Annotated in this window: 21 protein-coding genes; 6 read left to right on the top strand and 15 right to left on the bottom strand. The window is 68.6% G+C overall.

Features of this window, described 5'->3' with window-relative positions:
- Nucleotides 1-3: 3 nt before the first annotated feature.
- The 5 genes from AB0P11_RS03210 to AB0P11_RS03190 all read right to left on the bottom strand — a co-directional run bounded on the left by AB0P11_RS03210 (nt 4) and on the right by AB0P11_RS03190 (nt 7897).
- Complete coding sequence (locus AB0P11_RS03210) at nt 4-1908, bottom strand: sigma-70 family RNA polymerase sigma factor (RefSeq protein WP_363519680.1); 1905 nt, start codon at nt 1906-1908, stop codon at nt 4-6.
- Nucleotides 1909-2167: 259 nt separating this feature from the next.
- Nucleotides 2168-2761: a hypothetical protein gene (locus AB0P11_RS03205; RefSeq protein WP_056276892.1), complete on the bottom strand. Its 594-nt coding sequence runs from the start codon at nt 2759-2761 to the stop codon at nt 2168-2170.
- Nucleotides 2758-3720 (bottom strand): class C sortase, encoded by a 963-nt coding sequence (locus tag AB0P11_RS03200; protein WP_056276889.1) that lies wholly within the window; start codon nt 3718-3720, stop codon nt 2758-2760. The genes AB0P11_RS03205 and AB0P11_RS03200 overlap by 4 nt, the downstream gene beginning before the upstream one ends.
- Before the next feature lie 102 nt (nt 3721-3822).
- Nucleotides 3823-5304: a SpaH/EbpB family LPXTG-anchored major pilin gene (locus tag AB0P11_RS03195; RefSeq protein ID WP_363519676.1), complete on the bottom strand. Its 1482-nt coding sequence runs from the start codon at nt 5302-5304 to the stop codon at nt 3823-3825.
- Nucleotides 5305-5371: 67 nt separating this feature from the next.
- Entirely contained in the window at nt 5372-7897 is a 2526-nt protein-coding gene (locus AB0P11_RS03190) for a prealbumin-like fold domain-containing protein (RefSeq protein ID WP_363519673.1), read from the bottom strand.
- Nucleotides 7898-8107: 210 nt separating this feature from the next.
- Between AB0P11_RS03190 and AB0P11_RS03185 the strand changes: the two genes are divergently transcribed.
- The gene (locus tag AB0P11_RS03185) at nt 8108-8755 is read left to right on the top strand and encodes a LysE family translocator (RefSeq protein WP_072590739.1); all 648 of its coding nucleotides are present in this window, start codon (nt 8108-8110) and stop codon (nt 8753-8755) included.
- 9 nt (nt 8756-8764) lie between these two features.
- On the opposite strand, the gene AB0P11_RS03180 is transcribed toward AB0P11_RS03185, so the two are convergent.
- From AB0P11_RS03180 to AB0P11_RS03165, 4 genes are all read right to left on the bottom strand, one after another.
- A complete protein-coding gene (locus AB0P11_RS03180; RefSeq protein ID WP_363519670.1) occupies nt 8765-9562 on the bottom strand; it encodes a DUF1206 domain-containing protein in 798 nt (265 codons plus the stop codon).
- 67 nt (nt 9563-9629) lie between these two features.
- A complete protein-coding gene (locus tag AB0P11_RS03175) occupies nt 9630-10262 on the bottom strand; it encodes a GyrI-like domain-containing protein (protein ID WP_363519667.1) in 633 nt (210 codons plus the stop codon).
- A 108-nt stretch (nt 10263-10370) separates the two neighbouring features.
- Nucleotides 10371-11234 carry an AraC family transcriptional regulator gene (locus AB0P11_RS03170; RefSeq protein ID WP_072590736.1) on the bottom strand — a complete coding sequence of 288 codons (864 nt, stop codon included), beginning with the start codon at nt 11232-11234 and terminating at the stop codon, nt 10371-10373.
- Between the two features lie 89 nt (nt 11235-11323).
- Nucleotides 11324-12493 carry an ROK family transcriptional regulator gene (locus AB0P11_RS03165; RefSeq protein WP_363519664.1) on the bottom strand — a complete coding sequence of 390 codons (1170 nt, stop codon included), beginning with the start codon at nt 12491-12493 and terminating at the stop codon, nt 11324-11326.
- 86 nt (nt 12494-12579) lie between these two features.
- Here AB0P11_RS03165 and xylA point away from each other — a divergent pair, with 86 nt between their 5' ends.
- Both xylA and xylB read left to right on the top strand, forming a co-directional pair.
- Nucleotides 12580-13767: a xylose isomerase gene (gene xylA, locus AB0P11_RS03160; RefSeq protein WP_056276871.1), complete on the top strand. Its 1188-nt coding sequence runs from the start codon at nt 12580-12582 to the stop codon at nt 13765-13767.
- 5 nt (nt 13768-13772) lie between these two features.
- Complete coding sequence (xylB, locus tag AB0P11_RS03155; RefSeq protein WP_056276869.1) at nt 13773-15059, top strand: xylulokinase; 1287 nt, start codon at nt 13773-13775, stop codon at nt 15057-15059.
- Between the two features lie 136 nt (nt 15060-15195).
- On the opposite strand, the gene AB0P11_RS03150 is transcribed toward xylB, so the two are convergent.
- The 3 genes from AB0P11_RS03150 to AB0P11_RS03140 are packed head-to-tail and all read right to left on the bottom strand — an operon-like array spanning nt 15196 to nt 18112.
- Nucleotides 15196-16257 carry a Gfo/Idh/MocA family oxidoreductase gene (locus AB0P11_RS03150; RefSeq protein WP_363519660.1) on the bottom strand — a complete coding sequence of 354 codons (1062 nt, stop codon included), beginning with the start codon at nt 16255-16257 and terminating at the stop codon, nt 15196-15198.
- The gene (locus AB0P11_RS03145; protein WP_157538080.1) at nt 16254-16985 is read right to left on the bottom strand and encodes a cupin domain-containing protein; all 732 of its coding nucleotides are present in this window, start codon (nt 16983-16985) and stop codon (nt 16254-16256) included. The genes AB0P11_RS03150 and AB0P11_RS03145 overlap by 4 nt, the downstream gene beginning before the upstream one ends.
- Nucleotides 16982-18112: a Gfo/Idh/MocA family oxidoreductase gene (locus tag AB0P11_RS03140; RefSeq protein WP_363519655.1), complete on the bottom strand. Its 1131-nt coding sequence runs from the start codon at nt 18110-18112 to the stop codon at nt 16982-16984. Before AB0P11_RS03140 ends, AB0P11_RS03145 begins: the two co-directional genes overlap by 4 nt.
- A gap of 99 nt (nt 18113-18211) precedes the next feature.
- Between AB0P11_RS03140 and AB0P11_RS03135 the strand changes: the two genes are divergently transcribed.
- The 3 genes from AB0P11_RS03135 to AB0P11_RS03125 are packed head-to-tail and all read left to right on the top strand — an operon-like array spanning nt 18212 to nt 20588.
- Nucleotides 18212-19195, top strand: coding sequence for a LacI family DNA-binding transcriptional regulator (locus AB0P11_RS03135; protein WP_363519653.1), 984 nt, complete (start codon nt 18212-18214; stop codon nt 19193-19195).
- Between the two features lie 22 nt (nt 19196-19217).
- Nucleotides 19218-20153, top strand: a complete 936-nt coding sequence (locus tag AB0P11_RS03130; protein WP_056276856.1) for an NAD(P)-dependent oxidoreductase — start codon at nt 19218-19220, stop codon at nt 20151-20153.
- A 39-nt stretch (nt 20154-20192) separates the two neighbouring features.
- On the top strand, nt 20193-20588 hold the full coding sequence (locus tag AB0P11_RS03125) for a VOC family protein (protein ID WP_053098770.1): 396 nt from the start codon (nt 20193-20195) through the stop codon (nt 20586-20588).
- A gap of 9 nt (nt 20589-20597) precedes the next feature.
- On the opposite strand, the gene AB0P11_RS03120 is transcribed toward AB0P11_RS03125, so the two are convergent.
- From AB0P11_RS03120 to AB0P11_RS03110, 3 genes are all read right to left on the bottom strand, one after another.
- On the bottom strand, nt 20598-21572 hold the full coding sequence (locus tag AB0P11_RS03120) for an NAD-dependent epimerase/dehydratase family protein (RefSeq protein ID WP_363519649.1): 975 nt from the start codon (nt 21570-21572) through the stop codon (nt 20598-20600).
- Between the two features lie 38 nt (nt 21573-21610).
- Nucleotides 21611-22267, bottom strand: a complete 657-nt coding sequence (locus tag AB0P11_RS03115; protein ID WP_363519646.1) for a GntR family transcriptional regulator — start codon at nt 22265-22267, stop codon at nt 21611-21613.
- A 98-nt stretch (nt 22268-22365) separates the two neighbouring features.
- Nucleotides 22366-23406 carry an aldo/keto reductase gene (locus AB0P11_RS03110; protein WP_363519643.1) on the bottom strand — a complete coding sequence of 347 codons (1041 nt, stop codon included), beginning with the start codon at nt 23404-23406 and terminating at the stop codon, nt 22366-22368.
- Nucleotides 23407-23559: the final 153 nt, after the last annotated feature.

The following is a 23559-nucleotide window of genomic DNA, read 5'->3' as shown; positions in this document are numbered from 1 at the left end:
GACTCATTCGATCGCCGCCGGCAGCAGCACGGTCACTCCGGCACGACCCGTGGACGGCTCGATGTACCGGGCGGCGACGAACGGCTCACCGACACCGGATCGGACGACGATCCCGTCGATGTCGTCGGTCGCGAGCCGCACAGTGCGCGATCGCCCCTGTTCATCGAGCAGCTCGACCCACGCATCCGGTGCGGCACTCAGATGCAGACAGCTGACAGCGCCGAGGGACGCCTCAGGACAGGCATCCTGGTCCGCGGCCGCGATCGTGGGCGTCGCGAAGGTGAGCGGCCCCATCGCCTCCGCCCACTCGGTGACTCCGGTCGCCGCGTCGTACTGCCTCACGCTGAGCGTCATGCCCTGACGCAGGGCTTCGCCCGAGACGTCGAGCACGAATGCGCCGTCTTCGTCGATCACCCCGGTGTCGAGCATGACGCCGCTCTCGTCGGTCACCGTGACGACCGCGCCTGCAGCGCCGACCCCCTCGATCAGATCCGGCACGAGAGAGTCCTGGGCGATCGACCGGGTGATGCGGAACTCCGCCAGGTCGATGGGCGGCGGTGTCTCCGACGGAGCGTCGGTCGGGGTCGGGGTCGGAGTCGGGGTCGGAACCGCTGTCGACGGGGCCGGGGCGATACTGAGCGGGGTCAGTGGGGGCTGCCTCTCGCCGGGTCCTGGGGTCTCCGGTTCACGGCTCGCGTCCGAATCGGGCTCCAGTCCCGCATCGACCTCGGGCTCCGGCGACGGCAGGGGCTGCGGTTCGGGCATCGGCTCGGATGCGGGCGGCTGAGTCGGGAAGCGCGGCAGATCTTCGAGAACCGGGCCCGCCTCACCGGAGACCGACGCCTCGGAGATCGACCGGGTGAGTTCCGAATCGTCCGATTCCTCGGCCGACAGACTCAGGACGCTGCCCGCCAGGATGACGGCGCCGACCACGACGACGGCGGTCGCCGCCAAGGCGGCCAAGCCACCGGCCGGTACCACCGCCGCTGCTCCGTGCGCGGCGACAGGCGCCCCCGCGCCGATCGAGGAGGTTGCTGCATCGGCCCAGCCAGACGACCCGGTGGACCCCACCACGGAGCTCGCGCCCATGACCTGCGCCTCCGCGGAGGCATCACCGGTGTAGATCGCCGCCGCCACGCCTCCCAACAGCGCGGCAGGCAGGATCGCCCGCAGCCGCTGCGAGACGGTATCGATCTCCGCGGCGACGATCCGGCATCCGCCGCACACGCTCATGTGCTCTCTGAAACGGTCGGCGTCGCCGACCGCGACCGGACGACCGCGACGGTCGACCACGCGCTCGCAGAACCACCTGCAGTCCTCAGACCGCGAGGGATCGTGGATGTGCGCCTCGAGCCAGGCGCGTTTGAAGCTGTCGCGTGCGCGCGCCGCGAGAGCGGAGACCGCATTGGCCGTCATCCCCATCAGGGGCGCGAGCTCTCGCGGCTTCATGCCCTCGACCTCGAGATACCAGAGCAGCGTGCGATGCCGAGCCGACAGCGTGCCGAACACGGCCGCGATGCTGGATCGCTCGGCGATGCGCTCGAAAGCATCGCCGCCCTCCGACGACAGATCGCCCTCCGAGATCAGGTCGATCGACAGGTCGGTCCCGTTGCGGGACCAGCGCGCGGCCGTGTTGCGCAGCGTGGCGAGGAGATATGGCCGGAACGCGTCGCTCGGCCCGCCGCCCGCCTTGGTCACCCGGAGTATCGACGCGAACGCCTCGCTCACGAGATCGTCGGGATCCGCCGAGGGCGAGATCGCTCGCGCGGCTCGGCGCGCGGATTCGACATGCCGGCGCCACAGGAGGGCGAAGTCGCCGATGTCGCCACCCCGCACCGCCTCGATGATCTCGGCATCGGACGGCTCACCCGAGATGTCGTCGTCGTCGAGATACGTACCGAGGATCATGCTGCTCCGGATGCTGTCGAGTCCGGCATCGCGAGCGCAGCGCCGGAGACGGTTGAGGGACGAGGCAGTGGGGATGCCTCGTCCCTCCGACTCTCGTAAGGGTCGAATCCGCTCTGAGAAGGTTCGGCCGGGGAGTGGTCGACCTCTGCTGTGCGGGCGTCGGCCGGGAACCCGACGCGAGGCCGATGGCCATACCTACAAGACCGGTATGACCGGAAAACGTGACGGTCAGAACCCGAGATTCTCGCTGTGCAGGACATCAGCTGCCGCTCGCCGCCGGGTCCACGGGCGCGAGCGACAGGAAGCGCATCTTGTTCTCGCCGTAGAAGCACGTCTGGACCATGAACTCCCCCGTCATACCGGTGAGTTCTTCGACGTTCGACCACTTGGGCGTGTGCCGCTCCTCGACCACCTCGTAGATCACGTCGGAGCCCTCGACGGTGACCCGCTGACCGAGCTCCCAGCCGAGGATCACGTCTCCCCCGCAGTTGTTGTGTGCGGCGAACAGCGGCAGCACGTCGTCGATGCGGTAGCTGATCATCTCGGTGAACGTGCCGTCGCATCGGTCGAGCTCGACCATCCCGCCCTCGACCCCGAGCCTGATGACGGGAAGCTCGTCGGGCGCGAAGACCTCATGGAATGTCTTCAGCACCGAGACTTTGACGTCACCGGTCACTTTGTCGACCGCATCGGGGGCGAGCACGGATGCGGAGAGGAAGGATGCTCCCAGTCCGACGAGCAGGATGCTGGTCGACAGCAGACCGATACGTCGCCGCGGGCGGCGGCGTGTCACGGGCTCGCCGGGTTCGTCGCCGTTCGCGGCGGTGCGGTCCACTGCGACGTCGACCGTCATGAGTCGGAGCCAGCGGACACGTGCGTCGCTCGTCGGCCGCTGCGGTTCTTCCGGGCACGGCGAGGCTTGACGACGATGAACGTGAGTGCCGGCACCCCGACGACGAGCAGTGCCCACCACGGGAAGCCGGCGGGGTCGGTGGTGTCCGCGATGGTCGTCACCGCGGAGTCCTCGGTCGGAGCATCGATGCGCTCTGCGCGCACGAGCAGGCGGTGCGTGTTGACGCCGGTGGGCGTGCACGTGACGAGCGTGAGGTAGTCCTTGCCGGCGACCTGACGCAGGTCTTCCGCGTCGTCGGGAAGAACGGTCTTGGTCTGATCGACCTCGTAGTAGAGGTCTTCGCCCAGTGCGCTGACGATGATGACGTCGCCCTCGACGAGTTCATCGATGTCATCGAAGAGGGTGGCCTGCACGAAGCCGTTGTGGCCGGTGAGCACCGAATGCGTCCCCGGTCCACCGACAGGAAGCGATGAGCCGTAGAGGTGCCCGATACCGCGAGACAGTGTGTCTTCATCGGTGCCGTGGAAGACCGGCAGATCGACGTGGATGCTCGGAATGCGAATCCGCGCCATCGTGTCGGTTCCCTCGGTGGTCAGAGTGTCGAAGTACGCCGAGGCCCCCTCGCCGATCGCCGTCTGCTGTCCGTCTGCTCCGAGGGCATACGGGTCGCGCAGCGGCCCGGTCGGAAGATTCTCGTTGTACTCCTCAGCGGCGGCGAGCATCTCGTCGACCGCCTCATCGGGGATCTGCTCGACGGACTGGATGTACCCGTCGACGTCGGTGTCGTGAGACCAGGCCGAGAACCAGGAGGCCGCGGTCGGGTAGACGAGGACCACGATGCCGATGGTCGCGATGAGCATGACGATCGACTGGCTCCATCCCCACCGCGCCTTCTGGGCGGTGGCACCCGTAGCGGGTCGCGCTGGGGCGTCCGGTGCGGACGCGTCGATGAGGGTCATGCTGCGCTTTCTGATCGGAGCTGGAGAAGAAGTAGGTGGAAACGAATGGGCCGTGCGGGGGAAGGGATCTCTTCACCTCCCCCGCACGGCCGGTCTTTCGGGTTACGCCTGTGCTGCGGCCTTGCGACGGCTGCGGATGGCGAGCAGGACCGCTCCACCGAGCAGCATGACGCCGCCGGCGAGGAACAGGGTCGTGCCGGTGCCACCGGTCAGCGGCAGGGTGAAGCCGGCGTTCGAGGGAACGTTGACGACCTCGAGGTCGACGCCCACAGCCGAGGTGGCGGCGGTGACGGTGAACTCGATCGGAGCTGCGAGCAGCTCGAATCCGTCGGGTGCGACGATCTCAGCGAGCCAGTACGACTGGTAGCCCTCTTCGCCCACGGCGACGGTGGCGTTGTCAGCCCAGTCGGAGTAGCGCAGACCCGAGATGGTCACGGTGCCGTCAGCGGCGACCGCGAACTCGGTCGAACCGGCGAGAGCGATGGCGTTGGTGCCGTCGATCGCGTCCTGCTGGGTCGGGTACACCGAGAACACTGCACCGGTGAGCGGTGCGCCGGCCTTGTCGGTCTTCTCGACCGTGATGTCGCCCCACTTGGTGATGACCTCGGGGGTGACGGTGGGTCCGCCGGGCTCGCCCGGTGCGACCGTGTACGAACCGGCGTTCGGGTAGAGCACTGCCGTGTTGGCGATCTCGCCGACCGTGTTGACCTCGGCGGTGATGACGACCTGAACCTCGGTGGCGGGGTGAGCCGCGAGAACTGCGCGACCCGCGGCGGTGAACTCGACCGTGACCGCGTTGGTGGCGGCGTCGTGGACGACCGTGTAGTCACCCGCAGCGAGCGGGGTTCCGTCAACGAGCGTCACAGCGGCGCTCACGTAGTCGAGCTTGGCGTCGAGCGTGTCGACGATCTTGTAGCCGTCGATGACTGCGACGTTGGGGATGCCTGCCGTGATCGTGAAGTCGATCTCGTCGCCGAGCTTGATGTCGGCCGAGTCCTCGACGGTCTTGGTCGCCTCGGTGAGGGCGTTCTTCGGGTAGACGTGCACGTCGTACAGCCACGTGCTGTCATCGGCCGGGTCCGTCAGCGGGACCGTCACGAGGAACGGGGCCACGCCGGTGGAGCCAGCGAGCGGAGCGGTCTCCACCACGAAGTAGAGGCCGAGGTCGAGGTTCGCCAGGGCGATCTCACCGTTCGCGTCGGTCAGGGTCTGACCGCCGATCGCGCTGGCCGTGTATCCGGCAGCCGTGATGTCAGCGACGCTGTCGGGGTTCAGGTCGGCGAGATCGTTCGCGTCGACCCAGCCCTGGTTGCTCGTCAGGTCGATCGTGTCGACCTTGTAGACCGTGAAGCCCACGCCCGGCAGCGGTGCCAGTGCGACGTTCTGCTCGGTGCCGTCGTTCGGCAGGCCGGTGGGCGTCTCGGGTGCCTCGAACTTGTGGATCGTCAGCGAACCGACGGCGTCCGGGTCGACGAGGTTGGGCGTCGCGGCGCTTGCAGGCGCTGCGAGGGTCAGCGCGGCGACGCCTGCGACGAGCAGACCTGCCGCGACGCGGGATCCGCGTCCGTTGTTGGGAGTGTTCACTGTGTCTCTCTCTAGGTGGCCAGGTCGCCCTGGTGGGTTGCAGATGGTGGATTGTGAGAAGTGCAGATCAGATCTGCGGGTCTGTGGTGTCGGCACGTGTGTTGCGTCGGCGGACCCAGAGGGCCAGCCCGCCCGCGCCGAGCACGGTCAGGGAACCGGCGAGGATGTAGGGCAGTGCGCCCGTCCCTCCGGTGGTCGGAAGGGTCAGCGCCGGCACGTCGCGCACCGTGATGATCTGACCGGTGGAGGTCACCGCCTGATCGCCGCCTGCGGTGATGCTCACCGTGCGGTCCGGGTTGATGACGAACTTCACGGGAGCGGCGAGCAGGCTGAACCCGTCGGGTGCCGTCAGCTCGCTCAACCAGTACGTACCGGCCGGGATGCTGTCGATCTGGAACAGACCGGTCTCGACCCCGTTGATGGTGAAGGGAAGCGCCGTGCCCGGCTGCCCGTTCGCGTCTGCGAGCACCGCGAACGAGGAGCCGTCCATGCGCACCCAGGTGTTCGCTGCGGCTTCGCCGACCTTCTCGATCTTCAGCGGGATGCGGAACGGCTCGACGGGGGTCTCGGTGCTGTCGTTGTTCGAGCGCACCGGACCGCCCTTGGGGTCGGTTCCCGTGGAGTAGGCCGTGTTGATGACCTTCTTCGCGTCGACGTCTGCCTGGCCTATGACGTACGGCGCATTCGCGGCGCACGTCGAGATCTGGGTCGGCGCGATCGTCGTGGGCGTGCAGGTGACGGTGATGTTGCGCTGCGTCAGGCGGTCATCGACCACGGTGATGTTCGCGACCGTGATGTTTCCGGTGTTGGTGACGGTGAACGCGTACATGATGTGGTCGCCGAGCCCGGTCACGCCGTCCTGATCGATGTCGACGACCGAGGCGGTCTTGTCGAGCACGAGAGCGGGCGTCCAGGTGGCGGGGATGATCTCGTCATCGGTGTCCGTGACGTTCGGTCCGACCGCCGGCGTTCCGGTGGCCCGTGCGACGTTCGTCAGCGGAGCGCTGTCGAGGTCCGGCTGCTGCACCACGTAGGTGGCCGTGCAGGTCATCTTGGCGCCACTGGCGAGTGTGGATCCCTGAATCGGTGTGCAGGACAGCGTCGTCATGTCGCCCGCACCCGAGAACGTGTCCTCGGTGATCCGCACGTTCGTGAGGTTCGTGTTGAGCGTCGTGTTCGTCGCGGCCTTGGGAGTCGTGTTGGTCGCCACGAAGCTGTAGGTGATGACGTCGCCGACCTTCGAGTACACCTTGTCGGGATCGGTGTCGCTCGTCACGGCGACGCCGTTCACGGCGGTGATGCTCTTGACGATGTCGATCGACGGCTGGATGACCTCCAGCGACGCGTTGGCCGGCGGGTTCAGGTTCGTCGTGATGTTGGCGGGACCGTTGATGTAGGTGCCGTTCACCGTCGAGGTGACATCGACCGTGATCGTGCACGATGCCTGTCCGAGGGCGAGGTCGCCGCCGGTGACCGACACCGAGGTTCCGCCGGCCGGCGCCGTGACCACGTAAGCCGCACCGGTGCGCTGCGTGCAGGTGCCGCCCACGTTCGGCGCCGCCGCGATCTTGAGGTTCGTCGGCAGCGCGTCGGTGATGGTCCAGTCGCTCTTGGCCATCAGGTCGGTCGTGTTCGTGACGGTCAGCGTCATCTTCGAGGTCGAGCCGTTGGTGATCACGGTCGGGCTGAACGCCTTGTCGAGCTGCGGGGTCACATCGACGATCTGCGGCAGATCGAAGGCGACGTCGTTGCCCGCGCCGGTGGCCGTCGCGTTGTAGAGCATCAGACCGAGGTTCGCCGTGGTTCCGACCGGCACCTGGTACGCCGCGGACTGCAGCTTCGCGATCTGCGTCTCCCAGACCGTGTTGTTCGTGCAGGGGTTGAGTCCCGTGCTGAGCACGATCGGGGTGCCGTTCACGAGGAGGCTGAAGGTCTCCTTGGGCTGGTTCGCTCCGCCGGCTGCGGGACAGTTGACCGCAGCGAAGTATGCGGAGACCGCGTAGTAGTGACCGCCGATGGCCGGGATGGTGTTGACCGTACGGAACTGCGTGCCCGCGGCGATCGCTCCGTTCGTCGCATTCGTGTACGACGTCAGCACCTGGTTGGTCGCGGCCTGCGTCGTCGTCTGGCCCTGCGCGACTCCGAGCGCACGAGCCATCTGCTGCAGCGTCGTCCACGTCGTGCTGACGTTGTTCAGGCAGCCCAGGTCAGTGACGGGCGCCGTCGGAGTCGCACCGCTCATGATCCAGCCGTTGCACTGGTTGCCGGCCGGGGTGTACTGCGTCGAAGCCGTGTACGTCGAGTTCGCGGCTGCCGCACCGCCGACGTAGGTGGTGATCGACCGTGCGGCGAGTGCTGCGCTCTGGTTCGAGAAGTCCTCGGTGTACACCGGAGTACCCGGCTGAGGGGTTCCCGGTGTGCCGGGCACCGTCGCCGCGGCTGTGATTCCACTGTTGGGGGCGAGCGTCGCTCCGGCGACGAGCACGCCGGCGATGGCGAGCACGCCGAGCAGCCGCGTGATCGCCCGTCGGCGAGGCGCGACTGCGGAGCGTAATGGCCGCTCCGTCGTGCGGTGGTGCGAGCGAATGCTCATGAATGTCCCAATCCCGGCATGCCCTCGACCCGCCGGATACGGCGGAGCGCGAGAGGCGGATGCCTGTCCCCGAAAGTCGTGTGTGTCCCCAGTGCGAGACAGGAAGCAGAAGCCGCCCGTCACATACCCAGACCCCGGCGCGGACTTTTTATGACGGGCGCGGGAGAAAACTTTTCGGGGGGCCTCTTCGGGCTGCCCTAAGCTCGCACCATGTTCAGCGCCGAGACCCTCGCGACCTTCGTCGTGGCCGCGTTCGTCATGGTCGTGATCCCCGGACCGACAGTGCTGTTCACGATCGGCCGGGCGATGGCCCTGGGGAGACTGGGCGGGTTCCTCAGCATCCTGGGCACGGCGCTCGGGTCGATCCTGCTCGTCGTCGCCGTCGCCTTGGGCGTCGGCACCGTCGTGGCGCAGTCGATCGTGCTGTTCACGATCGTGAAGGTGCTGGGCGCCGGCTACCTCGTCTTCCTCGGCGTCCAGGCCATCCGGCATCGAAAAGATGCCGCGGCCACGGTGACAGGACCTGTGGCGCGGCGATCAGGCGTGCGTCTGCTCGGTGAGGGGTTCGTCGTCGGGGTCACCAACCCCAAGTCGATCGCCTTCTTCCTGGCGATCCTTCCTCAGTTCGTCGACCTGCACGCAGGGTCGGTGCCGATGCAGCTCTTCGTGCTCGGCACGATCGTCGTCGCGATCGGAGTGGCCTGCGATGCGATCTGGGTGCTGCTGGCGAGCGCCGCGCGCGAATGGTTCGGACGCTCTCCGCGACGCATCGAGGCGATGGGCGCCACCGGCGGCGTGCTCATGATCGGGCTCGGCGCGTTCCTCCTGCTGTGGAACGACAAGCCTGCGAACGCCTGAGGCCGAGACTCACATACGCGCGAAGCGGGCGCGGACCATCGAGAAGACGCCGTAGATCGCGAGTCCGACCCCGACGAGCCAGAGGATCGCTCGGCCCAGCGGCAGGTCGACGAGGCTCCGCAGAGCCGCGTCGAGACCAGCGGCCTTCTGCGGATCCTGCGTCCACGCGGCAACCACGAAGAGCGCTCCGGTGACCGCGATCGCGATTCCCTTGGCGATGTAGCCGGCGACTCCGAGGGCGATGATCCCGGGCCGCGACGGGCCCGTCGGGACATCCATCGTCTTCTCGAAGCCCCGAGTGAATCCGATGACGATGAATCCGATGCCGACACCCGCGACGGTCAGGCCGAGAAGGATGAGCGCCACGATGCCACCCGGCGCCGAGAGCACGACGGCGCTGAGCGCCCGAGAGGTGTCTTCGGATTCGACGTGCCCGCCGAAGGCGAAGATCAGGGCCAAGCCGGCGATCACGAGGTACGCGCCCGCGATGCCGATCAGCTTGATCCTCATCCCCCACTTCCTGGTCTCCTTGCCGCCGGTGAGGAGACCGCTGGCCACCTGCCAGACCGCGAGCGCGATCAGGGCCACCGCGATCACGCCGAGGACCAGCCCGCCGACGGGCGTCGAGCGGATCTGCTCCATCGCGCCGTCCTGATCGGCGTCTCCACCGCCACCGCTGGAGATCGACACGGCGACCGCCCCGATGATGATGTGCACGAGGCCGATCACCACGAATCCCGCCCGCGCCACGCGCCGGAAGGCATCGGAACGCTGCGCCGTGCGCGCGGCACCCTTCGCTGAGGTCATCCGAGCAGGATATCTGTCGGCGCGAAGACGTCGGAGGGGGTTGCGTCGGTGCCGAGAGCCGCCCTCGTCAGGTCGCTCTCTCGACGGGTTGGCGCAGGATCGTCCGGAGCTTCGCCGGTTCGACCCGTCGGACATCGCTGAGGTAGATCTCGTGGTGCAGGCCCGTCATCGACAGGCCGTTCTCGGGGATGAATCGATGGTGCAGCTCGTCGAGCACCGGGGCCTCGTCGTCGTAGGAGCCGATATGGAGCGTCTGCACGCTGAGCCCTTCGTCGAGGGTCTCGAGACGCACGGAGCGGAGGGCGGGTGCAGGCTGCTTCTTCTTCGCCAGCTTCGCCTCGACCGCGTCGACCGCGTGGTCGAACATCTCCGGAGTGACGTGGTCGGGCACCATGATCAGGAGAGTCCACCGCCACGCCGATTTGTCGCGGCGCGATGTGAACGACTCCATGTCGGGCGCGTGCCACTGCCCCTCGAGCGGCATCACAACCGTGTCGATCCCGAGCTGCTCCCTGCTCGCGAACTTGAGCGCGTAGGCGATCGGGAAGAGTGCGGACACTGCGTCCTGGTATGCCTGGGCGGCGTTGGGATCGCCCGCCCCGTCGACCATCAGATACTGCATCGAGGGAACATCGAGGATGCGGAACTCCCCGTGCTTCGCCTGATAGGCGTCGAGGGTCTTCTTCGGGTCGAGCGCCATCGCGGGTCCTCTCACGGCGGAACCGGCATCCGACCGTCGGCACAGTGTCGCACGGGCGACGGACGTCAGGGTGGTCGGCGCGCATCCGCGCCGACCACCCTGACGCGCTCAGGCGGGCTCGACCGCGAGCCACAGCTCGCAGGACGCGTGCGTCCCGGTGAACTCGAGATACCGGACGATCGAGGGCGCGGGCCGCAGCCGCCACGGATTCGACGGGAACCACTCCGTCGCCGTCGCCGCCCACAGTGTCTGCAGGGTCTCAGGGAACGGCCCCGTGGCGGCGAAGACCGCCCAGGCGCCCGCCTCGACCCTCACGACATCGAGATCGTCGGGCACCGAGGTGGTCGGCCGCACGGAGACTCCGTGCAGGTAGGTGAGCTCGGTGCCCTCCGGCGCATCCTGAGCGATGTCCCCCGTGATGGCCAGGATCCCCTCGGGCTGCGCATCGCTCAGCGCCTTGAGGCGAGCATGCTCCTCCGGGGCGATCGAGGAGATGTGCGCCTGGATGTGCGGATTGGTGCCCTCGTGGATGAGCGGCACTCGTGCGGCATGGCCGACGAGGACGAGCTCGGGGGTGGTGGTGATGGTGACGTGCATCGGGGTGCTCCCTTCGACGCTCAGGCGGAACCGAAGCGTGGGTTGTGTGCGGAGAGGACCCCCGTCTCGGCGCGCATCGACCGGGCTGATCCCGTGCACGGCGCGGAACGCGCGGCCGAACGCCTCGATCGAGCCGTACCCGTGTCGCACGGCGACGTCGAGCACGTTCGGGGCGCCGGCGGCGAGTTCTGCGCCGGCCAGCGTCATCCGCCGACGGCGGACGTATTCCGACAGCGGCATCCCCGCCAGAGCCGAGAACATCCGGCGCAGGTGGTACTCCGTCGTGCCGTGCACGCGAGCGAACCCGGCGACGTCGATCTCGTCGCCGGTGCCTGCCTCGACGAGATCGACCAGTGCGTTGAGCGTTCCGATCATGAGGTCCTCCTTTCCCCACCATCGTGCGGCCCGAGGGCGATCTGCGACCCGACTTTCCGTGTCGGATCCGATCGATCGCCTCTCGGAGGTCAGCTCCGCTCGCCCGGATCGGCGAGCAGGTCGGCGAATGCCAGCTCGGCCGCGCCGATCAGCAGCCTGTCAGCGCCGAGAGCGGCCGGGCGGATCTCGAGCGCCTCAGCGCTCTCCGACATCGCGAGCGCCGTCACATCGTCGACGATCTGATCCGCCCGCAGATCGGCGAGGGTGGCGAGGAATCCGCCCAGCACCACGAGAGCAGGATTGAGCACGTTCACGGCATTGGCCAGCGCGCTCGCGAGCACATGCGCCTGACGCGTGATCTCGGCGGCCACCACCGGCGAGTCGGATTCGGAGAGCTCGGCGGCGAGCGTCTCATCGTCGGCGGAGTCGAGGCCGACCGCATCGAGAAGCAGCCGGCGGCTCACCTCGGCCTCGAGCACGCCGTCGCGAGTGCGGCGGTCGGCGTCTGCCGAGATCCGGGGTCTGTTCTGACCGAACTCCCCCGCGTAGCCGCCCGCCCCGGCGACCGGCTTCCCGTGGATGATCAGTCCGCCGCCGATACCCGACGCACCTCCGTTCAGGTAGACCACGTCGTCGATCCCCCGGCCGGCGCCGTAGCGGTGCTCGGCGATGGCTCCGAGCGTGGCGTCGTTGTCGACGAAGGCCGCAGACGCCGTCGCCGAACGGACGAGATCGGCGAGCGGCACATCGGTCCAACCGAGATGAGGCGCATTGCGCACGACACCGTCGGATGTTCGCACGAGGCCGGGGACCGCGACACCGATCGCCGCGATCCGTGCCGCGGCGAGCGCCCCTTCGCGCCAGGCGACGATGCGCTCGGCGATCGTCGACACCACCGCATCCGGCGTCGGAACGGTCTCGTTCGGCAGTCGCTCGCGCAGGACGATGCTGCGGTCGAGGCCGATCGCAGCGATCTCGATCGCGTCGACCTCAGGGTTCACCGCGATGGCGACGACGCGAGCCGACGCCGTCACGACCGGTGAGGGGCGCCCCACACGGCCGGGTACGTCGGGTATGCGCTCGTCGACGAGACCGCGTCTGACGAGCTCTGCGACGAGGTCGGCGATCGTCGAGCGGTTGAGCCCGGTCTGCTCGGTCAGCGCGGCTCTCGACTGCGCGCCGTTCTCGTGCACGAGCCGCAGGAGGAGGGCGAGGTTGTGCGGGCGGGTGCCCAGCGCGGGGCTCGGCTGCGTCGGCATCCCTTCACTGTAGGGGGTGGACGCACCTTCTGTCATGAGATATGTTGTGAATCACAACTTATTCGATGACCTGCACAGGAGCAGCCATGACCACCCCCACCCGTGACGACAAGTTCTCCTTCGGCCTGTGGACCGTCGGCTACAACGGCGCCGACCCGTTCGGCGGCCCCACGCGCCCGGCGCTCGACGTGGTGCACGCCGTCGAGAAGCTCGCCGAGCTCGGCGCGTACGGCCTGACCTTCCACGACGACGACCTGTTCGCCTTCGGCTCGACCGATGCCGAGCGCCAGACTCAGATCGACCGCCTGAAGGGTGCGCTCTCCGACACCGGCCTCGTCGTGCCGATGGTCACCACCAACCTCTTCAGCGCGCCGATCTTCAAGGACGGCGGTTTCACCTCGAACGACCGCGACGTGCGCCGCTATGCACTCCGCAAGGTGTTCCGTCAGCTCGATCTCGGTGCCGAGCTCGGGGCCAAGACCTTCGTCATGTGGGGTGGCCGCGAGGGTGCCGAGTACGACTCCGCCAAGGACATCCGCCAGGCGCTCGAGCGCTACCGCGAGGCCGTCAACCTGCTCGGCGACTACGTCACCGACAAGGGCTACGACATCCGCTTCGCGATCGAGCCGAAGCCCAACGAGCCGCGCGGCGACATCCTGCTGCCGACGCTGGGCCACGCCATCGCCTTCATCGACTCGCTCGAGCGCCCTGAGCTCGTCGGCGTGAACCCCGAGGTCGGGCACGAGCAGATGGCAGGACTCAACTTCACCGCGGGCATCGCTCAGGCGCTGTTCCACGGCAAGCTCTTCCACATCGATCTCAACGGCCAGCGCGGCATCAAGTACGACCAGGACCTCGTCTTCGGACACGGCGACCTGCACAACGCCTTCTCGCTCGTCGATCTGCTCGAGAACGGCGGCCCCGGTGGAGTGCCCGCCTACGACGGCCCCCGTCACTTCGACTACAAGCCGAGCCGCACCGAAGACGAGAAGGGCGTGTGGGAGTCGGCCGCCGCGAACATGCGCACGTACCTGCTGCTCAAGGAGCGGGCGGCCGCATTCCGCGCCGACCCCGAGGTGCAGGAGGCGCTCGCCGCCGCCCGCGTCGACGAGCTCTCGACGCCGACCCTCAACCCCGGAGAGAGCTACGACGACTTCCTCGCCGATCGCTCGGCATACGAGGACTTCGACGCGAACTCGTACTTCGGCGGCAAGGGCTTCGGGTTCGTCCGGCTGCAGCAGCTCGCGACCGAGCACCTGCTCGGCGCTCGCTGATCGTCATGCCACTGGTTCTCGGGGTCGACTCGTCGACCCAGTCGTGCAAGGTCGTCGTCGTCGACACGTCGACCGGGGCGGTCGTCCGCTCCGGTCGCGCGTCGCACCCGGAGGGGACGTCGGTCGACCCCGAAGCCTGGTGGCAGGCGCTGAACGCCGCGATCGCGGAGGCGGGGTCGCTCGGCGACATCGCCGCGTGGTCGATCGGCGGGCAGCAGCACGGCCTCGTCGCGCTCGACGAGTCGGGCGCGGTGATCCGCGACGCGCTGCTGTGGAACGACACACGTTCCGCCGGTGCGGCGCAGGATCTGATCGGCGAGTTCGGTGCGTCGGAACTCGCCGACCGCACCGGCCTCGTGCCCGTCGCCTCGTTCACGATCACCAAGCTGCGCTGGCTGCGCGACCACGAACCGGACAACGCGGCACGGGTCGCCGCCGTCGCTCTGCCGCACGACTGGCTGACGTGGCGTCTACGCGGGTTCGGACCCGACAACCCCGTGCTCGACGAGCTGGTGACCGATCGGTCCGACGCCTCCGGCACCGGATACTGGAACCCGTCGACGGGCGACTATGACCGCGAGCTGCTGGTGGCGGCGCTCGGCCATGACGCGACCCTCCCCCGGGTGCTCGCCCACGACGAGTGGGTGACGGATGCCGACGACCGGCGCGTCGGTGCGGGAGCGGGTGACAACGCGGCCGCCGCGCTCGGACTCGGCGCCGTGCCGGGTGATGTGGTCGTGTCGATCGGCACCTCGGGCACGGTCTGCGCCATCAGCACCACTCCTCTGAGTGACCCGACCGGGACCGTCGCGGGCTTCGCCGATGCCTCGGGCAACTTCCTGCCTCTCGTCGCCACGCTCAACGCCGCGCGGGTGGTCGATGTGACCGCTGCGCTGCTCGGGGTCACGCACAGCGAGTTCAGCGACCTCGCGCTGCGGGCCGCCCCCGGCGCGGGCGGCCTCACTCTGCTCCCCTACTTCGAGGGCGAGCGCACCCCGAATCTGCCGGATGCCACGGCCTCCCTCTCGGGGATGACACTCGCCTCGACGACGAGGGAGAACCTCGCCCGCGCCGCCGTCGAGGGGATGCTCCGAGGACTCGGCGCCGGGCTCGATGCACTGCGCGATCTCGGCATCCCGCTCGAACGCGCCCTGCTGATCGGCGGCGGAGCGCAGTCGGAGGCCGTGCGTCGCATCGCGCCGGAGATCCTCGGCCTGCCGGTCGAGGTGCCCGAGCCCGGCGAGTACGTCGCGCTCGGCGCCGCCCGGCAGGCATCACAGCTCGTCGGCTGATCCCGCCGGAACGCACCCCGCCGGGAGGAGATCTCCTTGTCGGGAGGACGAATTCGCCGCATCCGTCCTCCCGAAGCGCAGTTCTCCTCCCGAGCGGGCGACCGAACGACCGAGCACACGAGCGAGGCGGATGCCGTCAGCCGGCCAGCACCCTGGCGTCCCGCTGGGCGATGATGCTCAGCTCCGCCGCCGTGAAGGCGTGCGCCTGTGTCATCGCGTGCTCGGTGCGGTCGATGCAGTCGCGGATCAGCTGGCCGAAGAAGGGGAACCCCGTCTTCCCTGTCGCGTCGAAGCGGAACTGTCCGTCCTGATCGACGAGCAGCACCTGTCCGCCGCCGTTGTCGGTCGTGATGTCGGTGTACTTGCGCAATTCGATGTATCCGTCGGTGCCGAGCAGCACGGTGCGACCGTCGCCGAAGACGTCGAGCCCCGCCGGGGTGAACCAGTCGACGCGCACGTAGCCGGTGGTGCCGTTGTCGAGCACGACGTGGGCGTCTCCGAAGTCCTGCAGGCCCGGAGTGTCGGGGTGCGCGTAGTTGGCGACGGTCGAGCTCACGATCTCGCCGGTCGTCGCGCCCGTGTAGTACAGCATCTGCTCGAAGTTGTGACTGCCGATGTCGCAGATGATGCCGCCGTACTGCTCGGGGTCGTAGAACCAGTCGGGCCGCCCCGTGCCGATGCGATGGGGGCCGAATGACGCGACCTGCAGCACGGTGCCGATCGCGCCCCGATCGATCAGCTGGCCGGCGAGGATCGCCGCCTCGGAATGCACGCGCTCGCCGTAGTACACGGCGAACTTCCGCCCGGTGCGCTCGACGGCCTCTCGAGCGGCATCGAGGTCGTGCATCGTCGTGATGGCGGGTTTGTCGGCGAAGAAGTCCTTGCCCGCGTCGAGCACGCGCACGCCGAGTGGAGCCCGCCGATTCGCGATCGATGCACTGGCGACGAGCCGCACCTCCGAGTCGTCGAGCACCTCCTGCTCGCTCGCGGCGGCACGCGCCTGCGGGAAGCGTTCGAGGAAGTCGGCGATCTTCACCGGGTCCTCATCGAAGACCAGCGAAAGGGTCGCGCCGGCCTCGATCAGCTGCTCGACCATGCCGACGATGTGACCGTGATCCAGTCCGATCGCGGCGAAGACGAACTCGCCGGGTGCGACGACAGGTTCGGGGAGCGGATCGAAGGTGTAGGTGCGGGTCATCGCCGGGTCTCCTCGTGGTTCATGTCATAGGTGCGCAGGCGTCCGCACATGCCGAATCCGCGGTCTCCCCCCGAGGGTACGGCTTCGTGCACGCGAGCATCGGCCAGGTGCGCCACCGAACCGGATGCCACGGCATCGGCGAGCGCCACCGAGCGCTCGGCCTGAGCCAGCGGACCCTGGCGCACGAGGTCGCCCCACGCCTCGGCGCGGTGGCGTACGAGCACACCGGCGGCGGCATGGAACGCGCGGAGCGCGCCGTGATCACCACCCGAGACGGCATCCCGCAGCGTCTCGAATCCCGTCACGGCGAGATCGCGTCGTCGGGCCGCTCGCTCGGCGCGTTCATCTGCATCGTCTCCGAGCGAGGCCGCCGCCGCATACGCGTCGGGGTCGCCCACGATCTCGGCGGGGAACGTCATCACCGCATCACCCGCCTCGGGGAGTCCGGCGTCGCTCATCAGCACGACGACCCGCAGGTCGCCGCCGTTCACGGCACGGTGGATGGTGCCAGGGGTGAACCAGACGACGGACCCCGACCTCAGCGGGGTCTCATGGAACCCGGCGGCGTCGATCGTCTGCAGGGCTCCCTCACCGGAGATCACGACATAGGCCTCGGTCGAGACGAGGTGCATGTGAGGGCTGCCGCCGCAGATGCCGTCCGGCGCGGCATCCGGGTAGACGTCGAGGTGCGACAGCGATGTGCCGCCGGGGAACGAGGATGCGGTCACGACGCCGCCTCCACGAGCGACGCGGTCTTCTCGAAGAAATGCGGGGCGTTCGCGACCAGCTGTCCCGCCCGATAGTAGGGATCGGATGCCGTGATCGGCAGCGAGACGAACTGGCGCTCGAAGCCGGACTTGTAGATCGCGGTCACCACCTCGACCGCATCGCGGCCGTCCTGTCCGCCGGCGATCGGGACTCTCCCGTCACGGATCGCGCTGAGCAGGTCGCCGATCTGGCCCTCATGCCCGAGGTGGGCGAGCGGGGCGCGGCCGGCGACGAGCTCCTCGATGCGTGCGACGGCCTCGGGGTCTCCGCCGTCAGCGGGAAATCCGTCGCGGCGGGACTGCTCGGCGACGACGGAGAACGGCTGGGACACCCGGGCGTTCGCCCCCTGGATCACGATCGCCTGCTCCTCCCCGTGGTGCACCACGGAGCTGGTCAGCTGCGCGAGCCCCCGTTCGTAGCGGAAGATGGCGACCGAGAGATCCTCGACCTCGGCGTTGTCGTGCTGCGCGTTGGCGAGCATGGCCGTGATCTCGGCCGGGCGTCCGAGCAGCCACAGCAGCAGGTCGATGTGGTGGATGGCGTGGTTCAGTGTGCAGCCGCCCCCCTCTTTCTCCCAAGTGCCGCGCCACCAGAGGTCGTAGTACGGCAGCCCACGCCACCACGCCGAGTCGACCCGGACGTGCGAGATCGATCCGAGCAGACCCGAGTCGACGACCTCCTTCAGCGCGGCGAGATCGTCGCGGAATCGGTTCTGCGCGACGACGGACAGCACACGGCCCGAACGCTCCTGCGCGGCGAGCATCGCATCGCACTCCTCGAGGGACGGAGCCATGGGCTTCTCGACCAGCACGTGGATGCCGGCATCGAGCGCAGCGGTCGCGAGCGAGGCGTGCGTCGACGGCGGGGTCGCGATGCTCACCAGGTCGACGAGACCCGAGGCGATCATCGCGAGCGGATCATCGAACGTCGCCGCCCGCGTGAGCCCGAACGCCTCGGCCTTCTGCGCGGCCCGCCCGGGGATGACGTCGGCGAGCGCGGCGATCTCGCAGTCGCCCGCGAAGGCGAGGTATCCGCTGATGTGCGCGTCGGCGATCCCGCCGGTGCCGATGATGCCGATCCTGAGCATTCGCTGCCTCCCCGATGAGGTGTTACTACGTATTACTAAGACGTAGTAGATACTATCGAGACAGACACCCGCCACGTCAAGCCCGGAAAGGAGGATGCCGTGGAGAAACGCCCGACCAGCCACGACGTCGCCCACCTCGCCGGGGTCTCGCAGTCCACCGTCTCTTTCGTCTTCACCGGGCGGCCGGGGATCTCCGAGGCGACGCGCGAGCGGGTGCTTCGCGCAGCATCCGAGCTGAACTACCGACCCAACCTGGCCGCCCGGTCCATGCGCACCCAGCGCACCGGCCGCCTCGCCGTCGTCGTGCCGATCGCCACGATGAATCCGCTCACTCTGCTCTCCGGCGCGATCTCCGCCGCGCGCGAGGCAGGCTACGTCGTGGAGGTGGTGAGCCTGCCCGAGGAGGCGACCGCGCGCGACGATCGCCTCGCCGATCTCATCGGGTCGGGGCAGTACGAGGGCGTGCTCGCGTTCACGCCGCTGCCCGCCACCGACTCCCCCGCCGACGGCCCCGTCGTGCTCTCGGTCGGCGAGTTCGACGACGCGATGCACATGACCGGCGCTTTCACCGATTCCCGACCCATCACCGAGATGATCGAACGCCTCGCAGCACAGGGACATCGGAGATTCGTGCATCTGGCCGGCCCCGACGACTTCCCGTCGGCACGAGCCCGTCGCGCGGCCTACCTCGAAGCGATCGAGCGTCTCGGACTCGAGTCGCTCGGTGTGTTCGGAGAGGAATGGAGCGGCAGCGCCGGCGAGGCCGCCGTCGACAGGCTGCCCGCAGACGCACCGCCGCTCGCCGTGATCGCCGCCAACGACGTGATCGCGACCGGAGCCATCCGAGCGGCGACACGACGCGGATGGACGCTGCCCGACGACGTCGCCGTCACGGGGTGGGACGATCACCCCCAGAGCGCGTTCCTCGTGCCGTCGCTGACGAGCGTGTCGCAGGACCGCGAGAGACTGGGCGCCTACTCGATGCACCGTCTGATCGCAGCCGTCCGCGGCGGCGATGAGCCGATGAAGCCCGACGGTCTGCTGACCGTCATCTGGCGCGAGTCGACCGATTCTCACCACTGACCGCCGAGACCTGGAGGCGCACATGAAGATCCTGATCCCGAACACCATCGAGCTGCCGGTGACCGCAGACGTCGAGACCGTCGTCTACGACATCGACGCCGAGATTCCCGCCGAGCACCGTGACGCCGAAGCGCTCGTCGTCTGGCACAACTCCTCGTCGTGGCTCCGGGAAGCCGCCCGCGCACTGCCCCGCCTGCGTCTCGTCCAGGCCCTCGCCTCCGGCGCGGATGCGGTTCTCAACGCCGGGTTCGGCGCCGACGTGCGCATCTGCTCCGGTCGCTCGCTGCATGACGGACCCGTCGCCGAGCATGCGCTGACCCTGATCCTGAGCGCCGTTCGACGTCTCGACCGGCTGCGCGACGCTCAGCGCGAGCACGTCTGGGACGAGGCGTTCAACGAGGAGCAGAGCGCCGCGCCCACTCGCGCGCTCTACACGCTGTCCGGCGCCCGCGTGACCATCTGGGGATTCGGTTCGATCGCCTCGACGCTCGCGCCGTTCCTCACCGCACTCGGCGCGGAGGTGCAGGGCATCGCCCGCACCGCCGGAGAGCGATCCGGGTATCGGGTGCACTCGGATGCCGATGCAGCCGCCGTGCTGGCTGACACCGACGTGCTCGTCTCGATCCTGCCCGCCACCGACGAGACCGCCGACCTGTTCGACGCCGAGCTCTTCCTCGCGCTCAAGCCAGGCGCGGTGTTCGTGAACGTCGGTCGCGGTGTGACCGTCGACGAGGCTGCGCTGATCGCGGCGCTGGAGTCGGGACAGCTGCGCGCCGCGGCGATCGATGTCGCGAAGTCCGAGCCGCTTCCGGCATCCGACGTGCTGTGGGACGCACCGAACCTGCTCATCACCCCTCACATCGCCGGCAACCGTCCGGTCGGAGCGGCACGCCTGGTCGACCAGAACGTGACCCGCCTCCTCGCGGGCGATGATCTCCTCAACCAGGTGCACCCCTAGGGTCTGGACACCGCGGGGCGAGCGGCGCATGCTGAGGGCATGACCGCCTTTCAGACCACACACGCGTTCAGCGGGTTCAGCGTCGACGACATCGACGCCGCCCGCTCCTTCTACGGCGACACCCTCGGCATGGACGTCACCACCAATGCCATGGGGTTCCTCGACATCAGCCTGCCCGACGGCGGATCGATCCTCGTCTACGGCAAGCCGAACCATGAGCCCGCGAGCTTCACGATCCTGAACTTCCCGGTGGACGACGTCGAAGCAGCCGTCGACGAGCTCAACGAGCGGGGCGTCGTGACCAAGATCTACGACGACTCGGAGTTCGCCACCGATGAGAAGGGCATCCTGCGAGGCGGTCCCGATCGAGGGCCCGACATCGCCTGGTTCACGGACCCCGCCGGCAACGTCCTCGCCGTGCTCGCCGCCGGCTGAGCGCCGCTCTCAGGCGAGGAGCGAGTCGAAGAGCTTGTTCACGGCCGGGTCGACTCGCTGCAGCTCGGGATGCGCGTCGTGCCAGTCGATGATCTCGCGCGCCGCGGTGTGCAGTGGCACGAGCGGGGCGAAGTCCGGCACGAGGCGGCGGACCTTGGTGTTGTCGAAGACGACGGAGTGCGCCATGTCACCCGTGAGCTGCCCGGCGCGGTCGGGTGCGGCATCCTCGATCGCCGCACTCGTGGCGTACCGGATCTTCGGCTCTGCTCCCGCCGCGCGACCGAGGATCGCGTAGATCTCGTTCCAGGTGTAGACGAAGTCGCTCGTGATCTGGAAGGTGTCGCCGTAGGCGAGCGGGTTGCCGAGCAGCCCCGCGAAGCCGACCGCGAAGTCGCTCGAGTGCGTGAGCGTCCACAGCGACGTGCCGTCGCCGTGGACGATGATCTCCTCACCCCGGCGGATGCGGTCGATCGCCGTCCACCCTCCGAACGCCGGGATCGTCCACTTGTCGTAGGTGTGCGAAGGCCGCAGCACCGTGACCGGGAATCCGCGATCCCGGTACGCCGCGGTCAGCAGGTCCTCGCAGGCGATCTTGTCGCGCGAGTACTGCCAGTACGGATTGCGCAGCGGTGTGGACTCGGTGATCGGAAGACGAGAGACCGGCTTCTGGTAGGCGGATGCCGAACTGATGAAGACGTACTGTCCCGTCCGGCCCTCGAAGCGGTCGATGTCCCGCTGCACCTGATCCGGCGTGAAGGCGATCATGTCGGCGACGACATCGAACTCACGACCGGCGAGGGCGGCGTCGACCGCTGCCGCATCCGACACATCCGCCGTCAGCACCTCGACGCCGTCAGCGGGCTCGCGCTGCGACTGTCCGCGATTCAGCAGAGTGACCTCGATCCCCCGGGACGCCGCGAGCGCACTCGCCGCCGAGGAGATGATTCCGGTTCCACCGATGAACAACACCGTCGTCGCAGTCATGCATCCGACTCTAGCGACGGGTCAGGCGGGGAGGCCGCCTAGGCGAGGTGCTCGAAGAGCGCGCGGACGGCCCCTTCGACGGCATCCGGATCTTCCGCACGGATCGCGTGGGCGACGGCTTCGGCCGCAGCGACCAGCCCGGGTGTCGCGTCGTCTCCGGGTACAGTCTCGGAGAACTGCAGCGCGCATTGAGCGAGGATCGTGGCCTCGACCAGGTGCATCGCCTGTCGCGGATGCCGCACGAGGTCGTCGACGGCGGTGAGGAACGCGATGGCCGCGGCGTCGCGGTCGGCTGCGGCCTGCGCGCGACCGATCTCCTCGGCATACGCCGCGAGATCGGAGCGGACGCCTTCCGCGGCCGTGGGCAGTGCCGTGCGGAGCGCCGTCCCCGCGAGCACGCCGGCGTAGCTGATGGCGGCACGCGACTCGCGTGCGGTGAGGTCCGCGACCTTGGTGTAGCGCGCGGGAGTGACCTCGACCAGTCCGATGTCGCGCAGCCGGATGATCGCTTCGCGGATCGGGTTGAGCGACATGTCGAGCTCTCGGGCGAAGCGCATCGTGTTGAGCGTGTCGCCCGACCGATAGTCCCCCCGCAGGATCGCCCCGAGTATGTGCTGGAAGGCAAGTTCGGGCAGCGGCACGGCACCGCGATGGGTCCAGTGGTGCGTCCGTGGATCCGCGTAGGCGATGGTCATTGGTGCTCCCCAGGTCCGTTGTGTACGCCCCCTGTGACAGGGGCCCCACTAGACAGACTCGCTGCCGCCCGGAATATTACGCAGCGCCAGGGAAAAAGTCAGACGACGCTGGCGCCGGGCGCCGCAGCGAACTCCTCGAGAGCGGTGACGACGTCGTCGGAGAGCTCGACCTGGCTGGCCGCCACCGCGTCGTCGATCTGGCCCGTGCGCGATGCACCGATGATCGCGGTGGTCACCACGGAGTCCCGCAGCACCCACGCGACGGCGAGCTGGGGAATCGAGAGGCCCGCGTCCTTCGCGACGCGATCGATGCCGCGGATGCGCTCGAGGTAGCTGTCGGTGAGCGCGGACCCGTTCAGGAAATGGCTGTTCGCGGCACGCGAGTCGGCCGGGACGTCACCATCGATGTACTTGCCGGTGAGCAGGCCCTGCGCGAGCGGCGAGAACACGGCGCTGCCGATCTCCAGCTCGCGCAGCGCCGGGAACAGCTCGGCCTCGGGAGTGCGGTCGAACAGTGAGTACCGCGGCTGGTGCAACAGCAGCCTCACGCCCTGATCCGCGAGCAGCTGATACGCGCGACGCGCCAGCTCGGCCGGGTAGTTCGAGATGCCCACGTACAGCGCCTTGCCGCTGCGCACGATGTCGGCGAGCGCCGCGACCGTCTCCTCCAGCGGGGTCTCGGGGTCGGGGCGGTGCGAGTAGAACACGTCGACGTAGTCGGTGTTCATGCGCTGCAGACTCTGCTCGAGCGAGCGCATGAGGTACTTGCGCGATCCGCCGTCGCCGAACGGCCCCGGCCACATGTCGTAGCCGGCCTTGGTCGTGACGAACAGCTCGTCTCGGTAGCGGGCGAGCCCGCTGTCGAGAACGGCGCCGAACGTCGACTCGGCGGACCCGTACGGCGGACCGTAGTTGTTCGCGAGGTCGATGTGCACGACACCGCGGTCGAACGCGTGCAGCACGATCTCGCGCTGACTGTCGAAGGTGCGGTCGCGACCGAAGTTCTGCCAGAGTCCGAGCGACACCTTCGGCAGCTTCACCCCGCTGGAGCCTGCGCGCTGGAACGGCACGTCGGTGTAGCGGGTGGCCGCAGCCTCGTAGGCATGCGTCAGGCGGGGGTCATCGGCGGCGATGGGCATGAGGGACGCTCCTGGATCCGAGGCGGGAAGAGCTTCAGGATAGCGCTTTCTCGCACAGCGGGACCAGGACTCCGATGCATGCTGCGCCGGCATACGGGTGTCCGCGCTCGCAGGCCCGACCGACCGCTGTCAACCACACCGACGAAGTCCGAC

This window comes from Microbacterium sp. NPDC079176 (assembly GCF_040686675.1).
Lineage (GTDB): Bacteria > Actinomycetota > Actinomycetes > Actinomycetales > Microbacteriaceae > Microbacterium.
Note: the sequence above shows the minus strand (reverse complement) of the source record. Positions and strands in the feature narration are given on the sequence as shown.

Excerpts from the sequence above, each read along its gene's own strand:
- AB0P11_RS03210 (WP_363519680.1), bottom strand. The coding sequence starts at position 1,908 with ATGATCCTCGGTACGTATCTCGACGACGACGACATCTCGGGTGAGCCG.
- AB0P11_RS03205 (WP_056276892.1), bottom strand. The coding sequence starts at position 2,761 with ATGACGGTCGACGTCGCAGTGGACCGCACCGCCGCGAACGGCGACGAA.
- AB0P11_RS03200 (WP_056276889.1), bottom strand. The coding sequence starts at position 3,720 with ATGACCCTCATCGACGCGTCCGCACCGGACGCCCCAGCGCGACCCGCT.
- AB0P11_RS03190 (WP_363519673.1), bottom strand. The coding sequence starts at position 7,897 with ATGAGCATTCGCTCGCACCACCGCACGACGGAGCGGCCATTACGCTCC.
- AB0P11_RS03185 (WP_072590739.1), top strand. The coding sequence starts at position 8,108 with ATGTTCAGCGCCGAGACCCTCGCGACCTTCGTCGTGGCCGCGTTCGTC.
- AB0P11_RS03180 (WP_363519670.1), bottom strand. The coding sequence starts at position 9,562 with ATGACCTCAGCGAAGGGTGCCGCGCGCACGGCGCAGCGTTCCGATGCC.
- AB0P11_RS03175 (WP_363519667.1), bottom strand. The coding sequence starts at position 10,262 with ATGGCGCTCGACCCGAAGAAGACCCTCGACGCCTATCAGGCGAAGCAC.
- AB0P11_RS03170 (WP_072590736.1), bottom strand. The coding sequence starts at position 11,234 with ATGATCGGAACGCTCAACGCACTGGTCGATCTCGTCGAGGCAGGCACC.
- AB0P11_RS03165 (WP_363519664.1), bottom strand. The coding sequence starts at position 12,493 with ATGCCGACGCAGCCGAGCCCCGCGCTGGGCACCCGCCCGCACAACCTC.
- xylA (WP_056276871.1), top strand. The coding sequence starts at position 12,580 with ATGACCACCCCCACCCGTGACGACAAGTTCTCCTTCGGCCTGTGGACC.
- xylB (WP_056276869.1), top strand. The coding sequence starts at position 13,773 with ATGCCACTGGTTCTCGGGGTCGACTCGTCGACCCAGTCGTGCAAGGTC.
- AB0P11_RS03150 (WP_363519660.1), bottom strand. The coding sequence starts at position 16,257 with ATGACCCGCACCTACACCTTCGATCCGCTCCCCGAACCTGTCGTCGCA.
- AB0P11_RS03140 (WP_363519655.1), bottom strand. The coding sequence starts at position 18,112 with ATGCTCAGGATCGGCATCATCGGCACCGGCGGGATCGCCGACGCGCAC.
- AB0P11_RS03130 (WP_056276856.1), top strand. The coding sequence starts at position 19,218 with ATGAAGATCCTGATCCCGAACACCATCGAGCTGCCGGTGACCGCAGAC.
- AB0P11_RS03125 (WP_053098770.1), top strand. The coding sequence starts at position 20,193 with ATGACCGCCTTTCAGACCACACACGCGTTCAGCGGGTTCAGCGTCGAC.
- AB0P11_RS03120 (WP_363519649.1), bottom strand. The coding sequence starts at position 21,572 with ATGACTGCGACGACGGTGTTGTTCATCGGTGGAACCGGAATCATCTCC.
- AB0P11_RS03115 (WP_363519646.1), bottom strand. The coding sequence starts at position 22,267 with ATGACCATCGCCTACGCGGATCCACGGACGCACCACTGGACCCATCGC.
- AB0P11_RS03110 (WP_363519643.1), bottom strand. The coding sequence starts at position 23,406 with ATGCCCATCGCCGCCGATGACCCCCGCCTGACGCATGCCTACGAGGCT.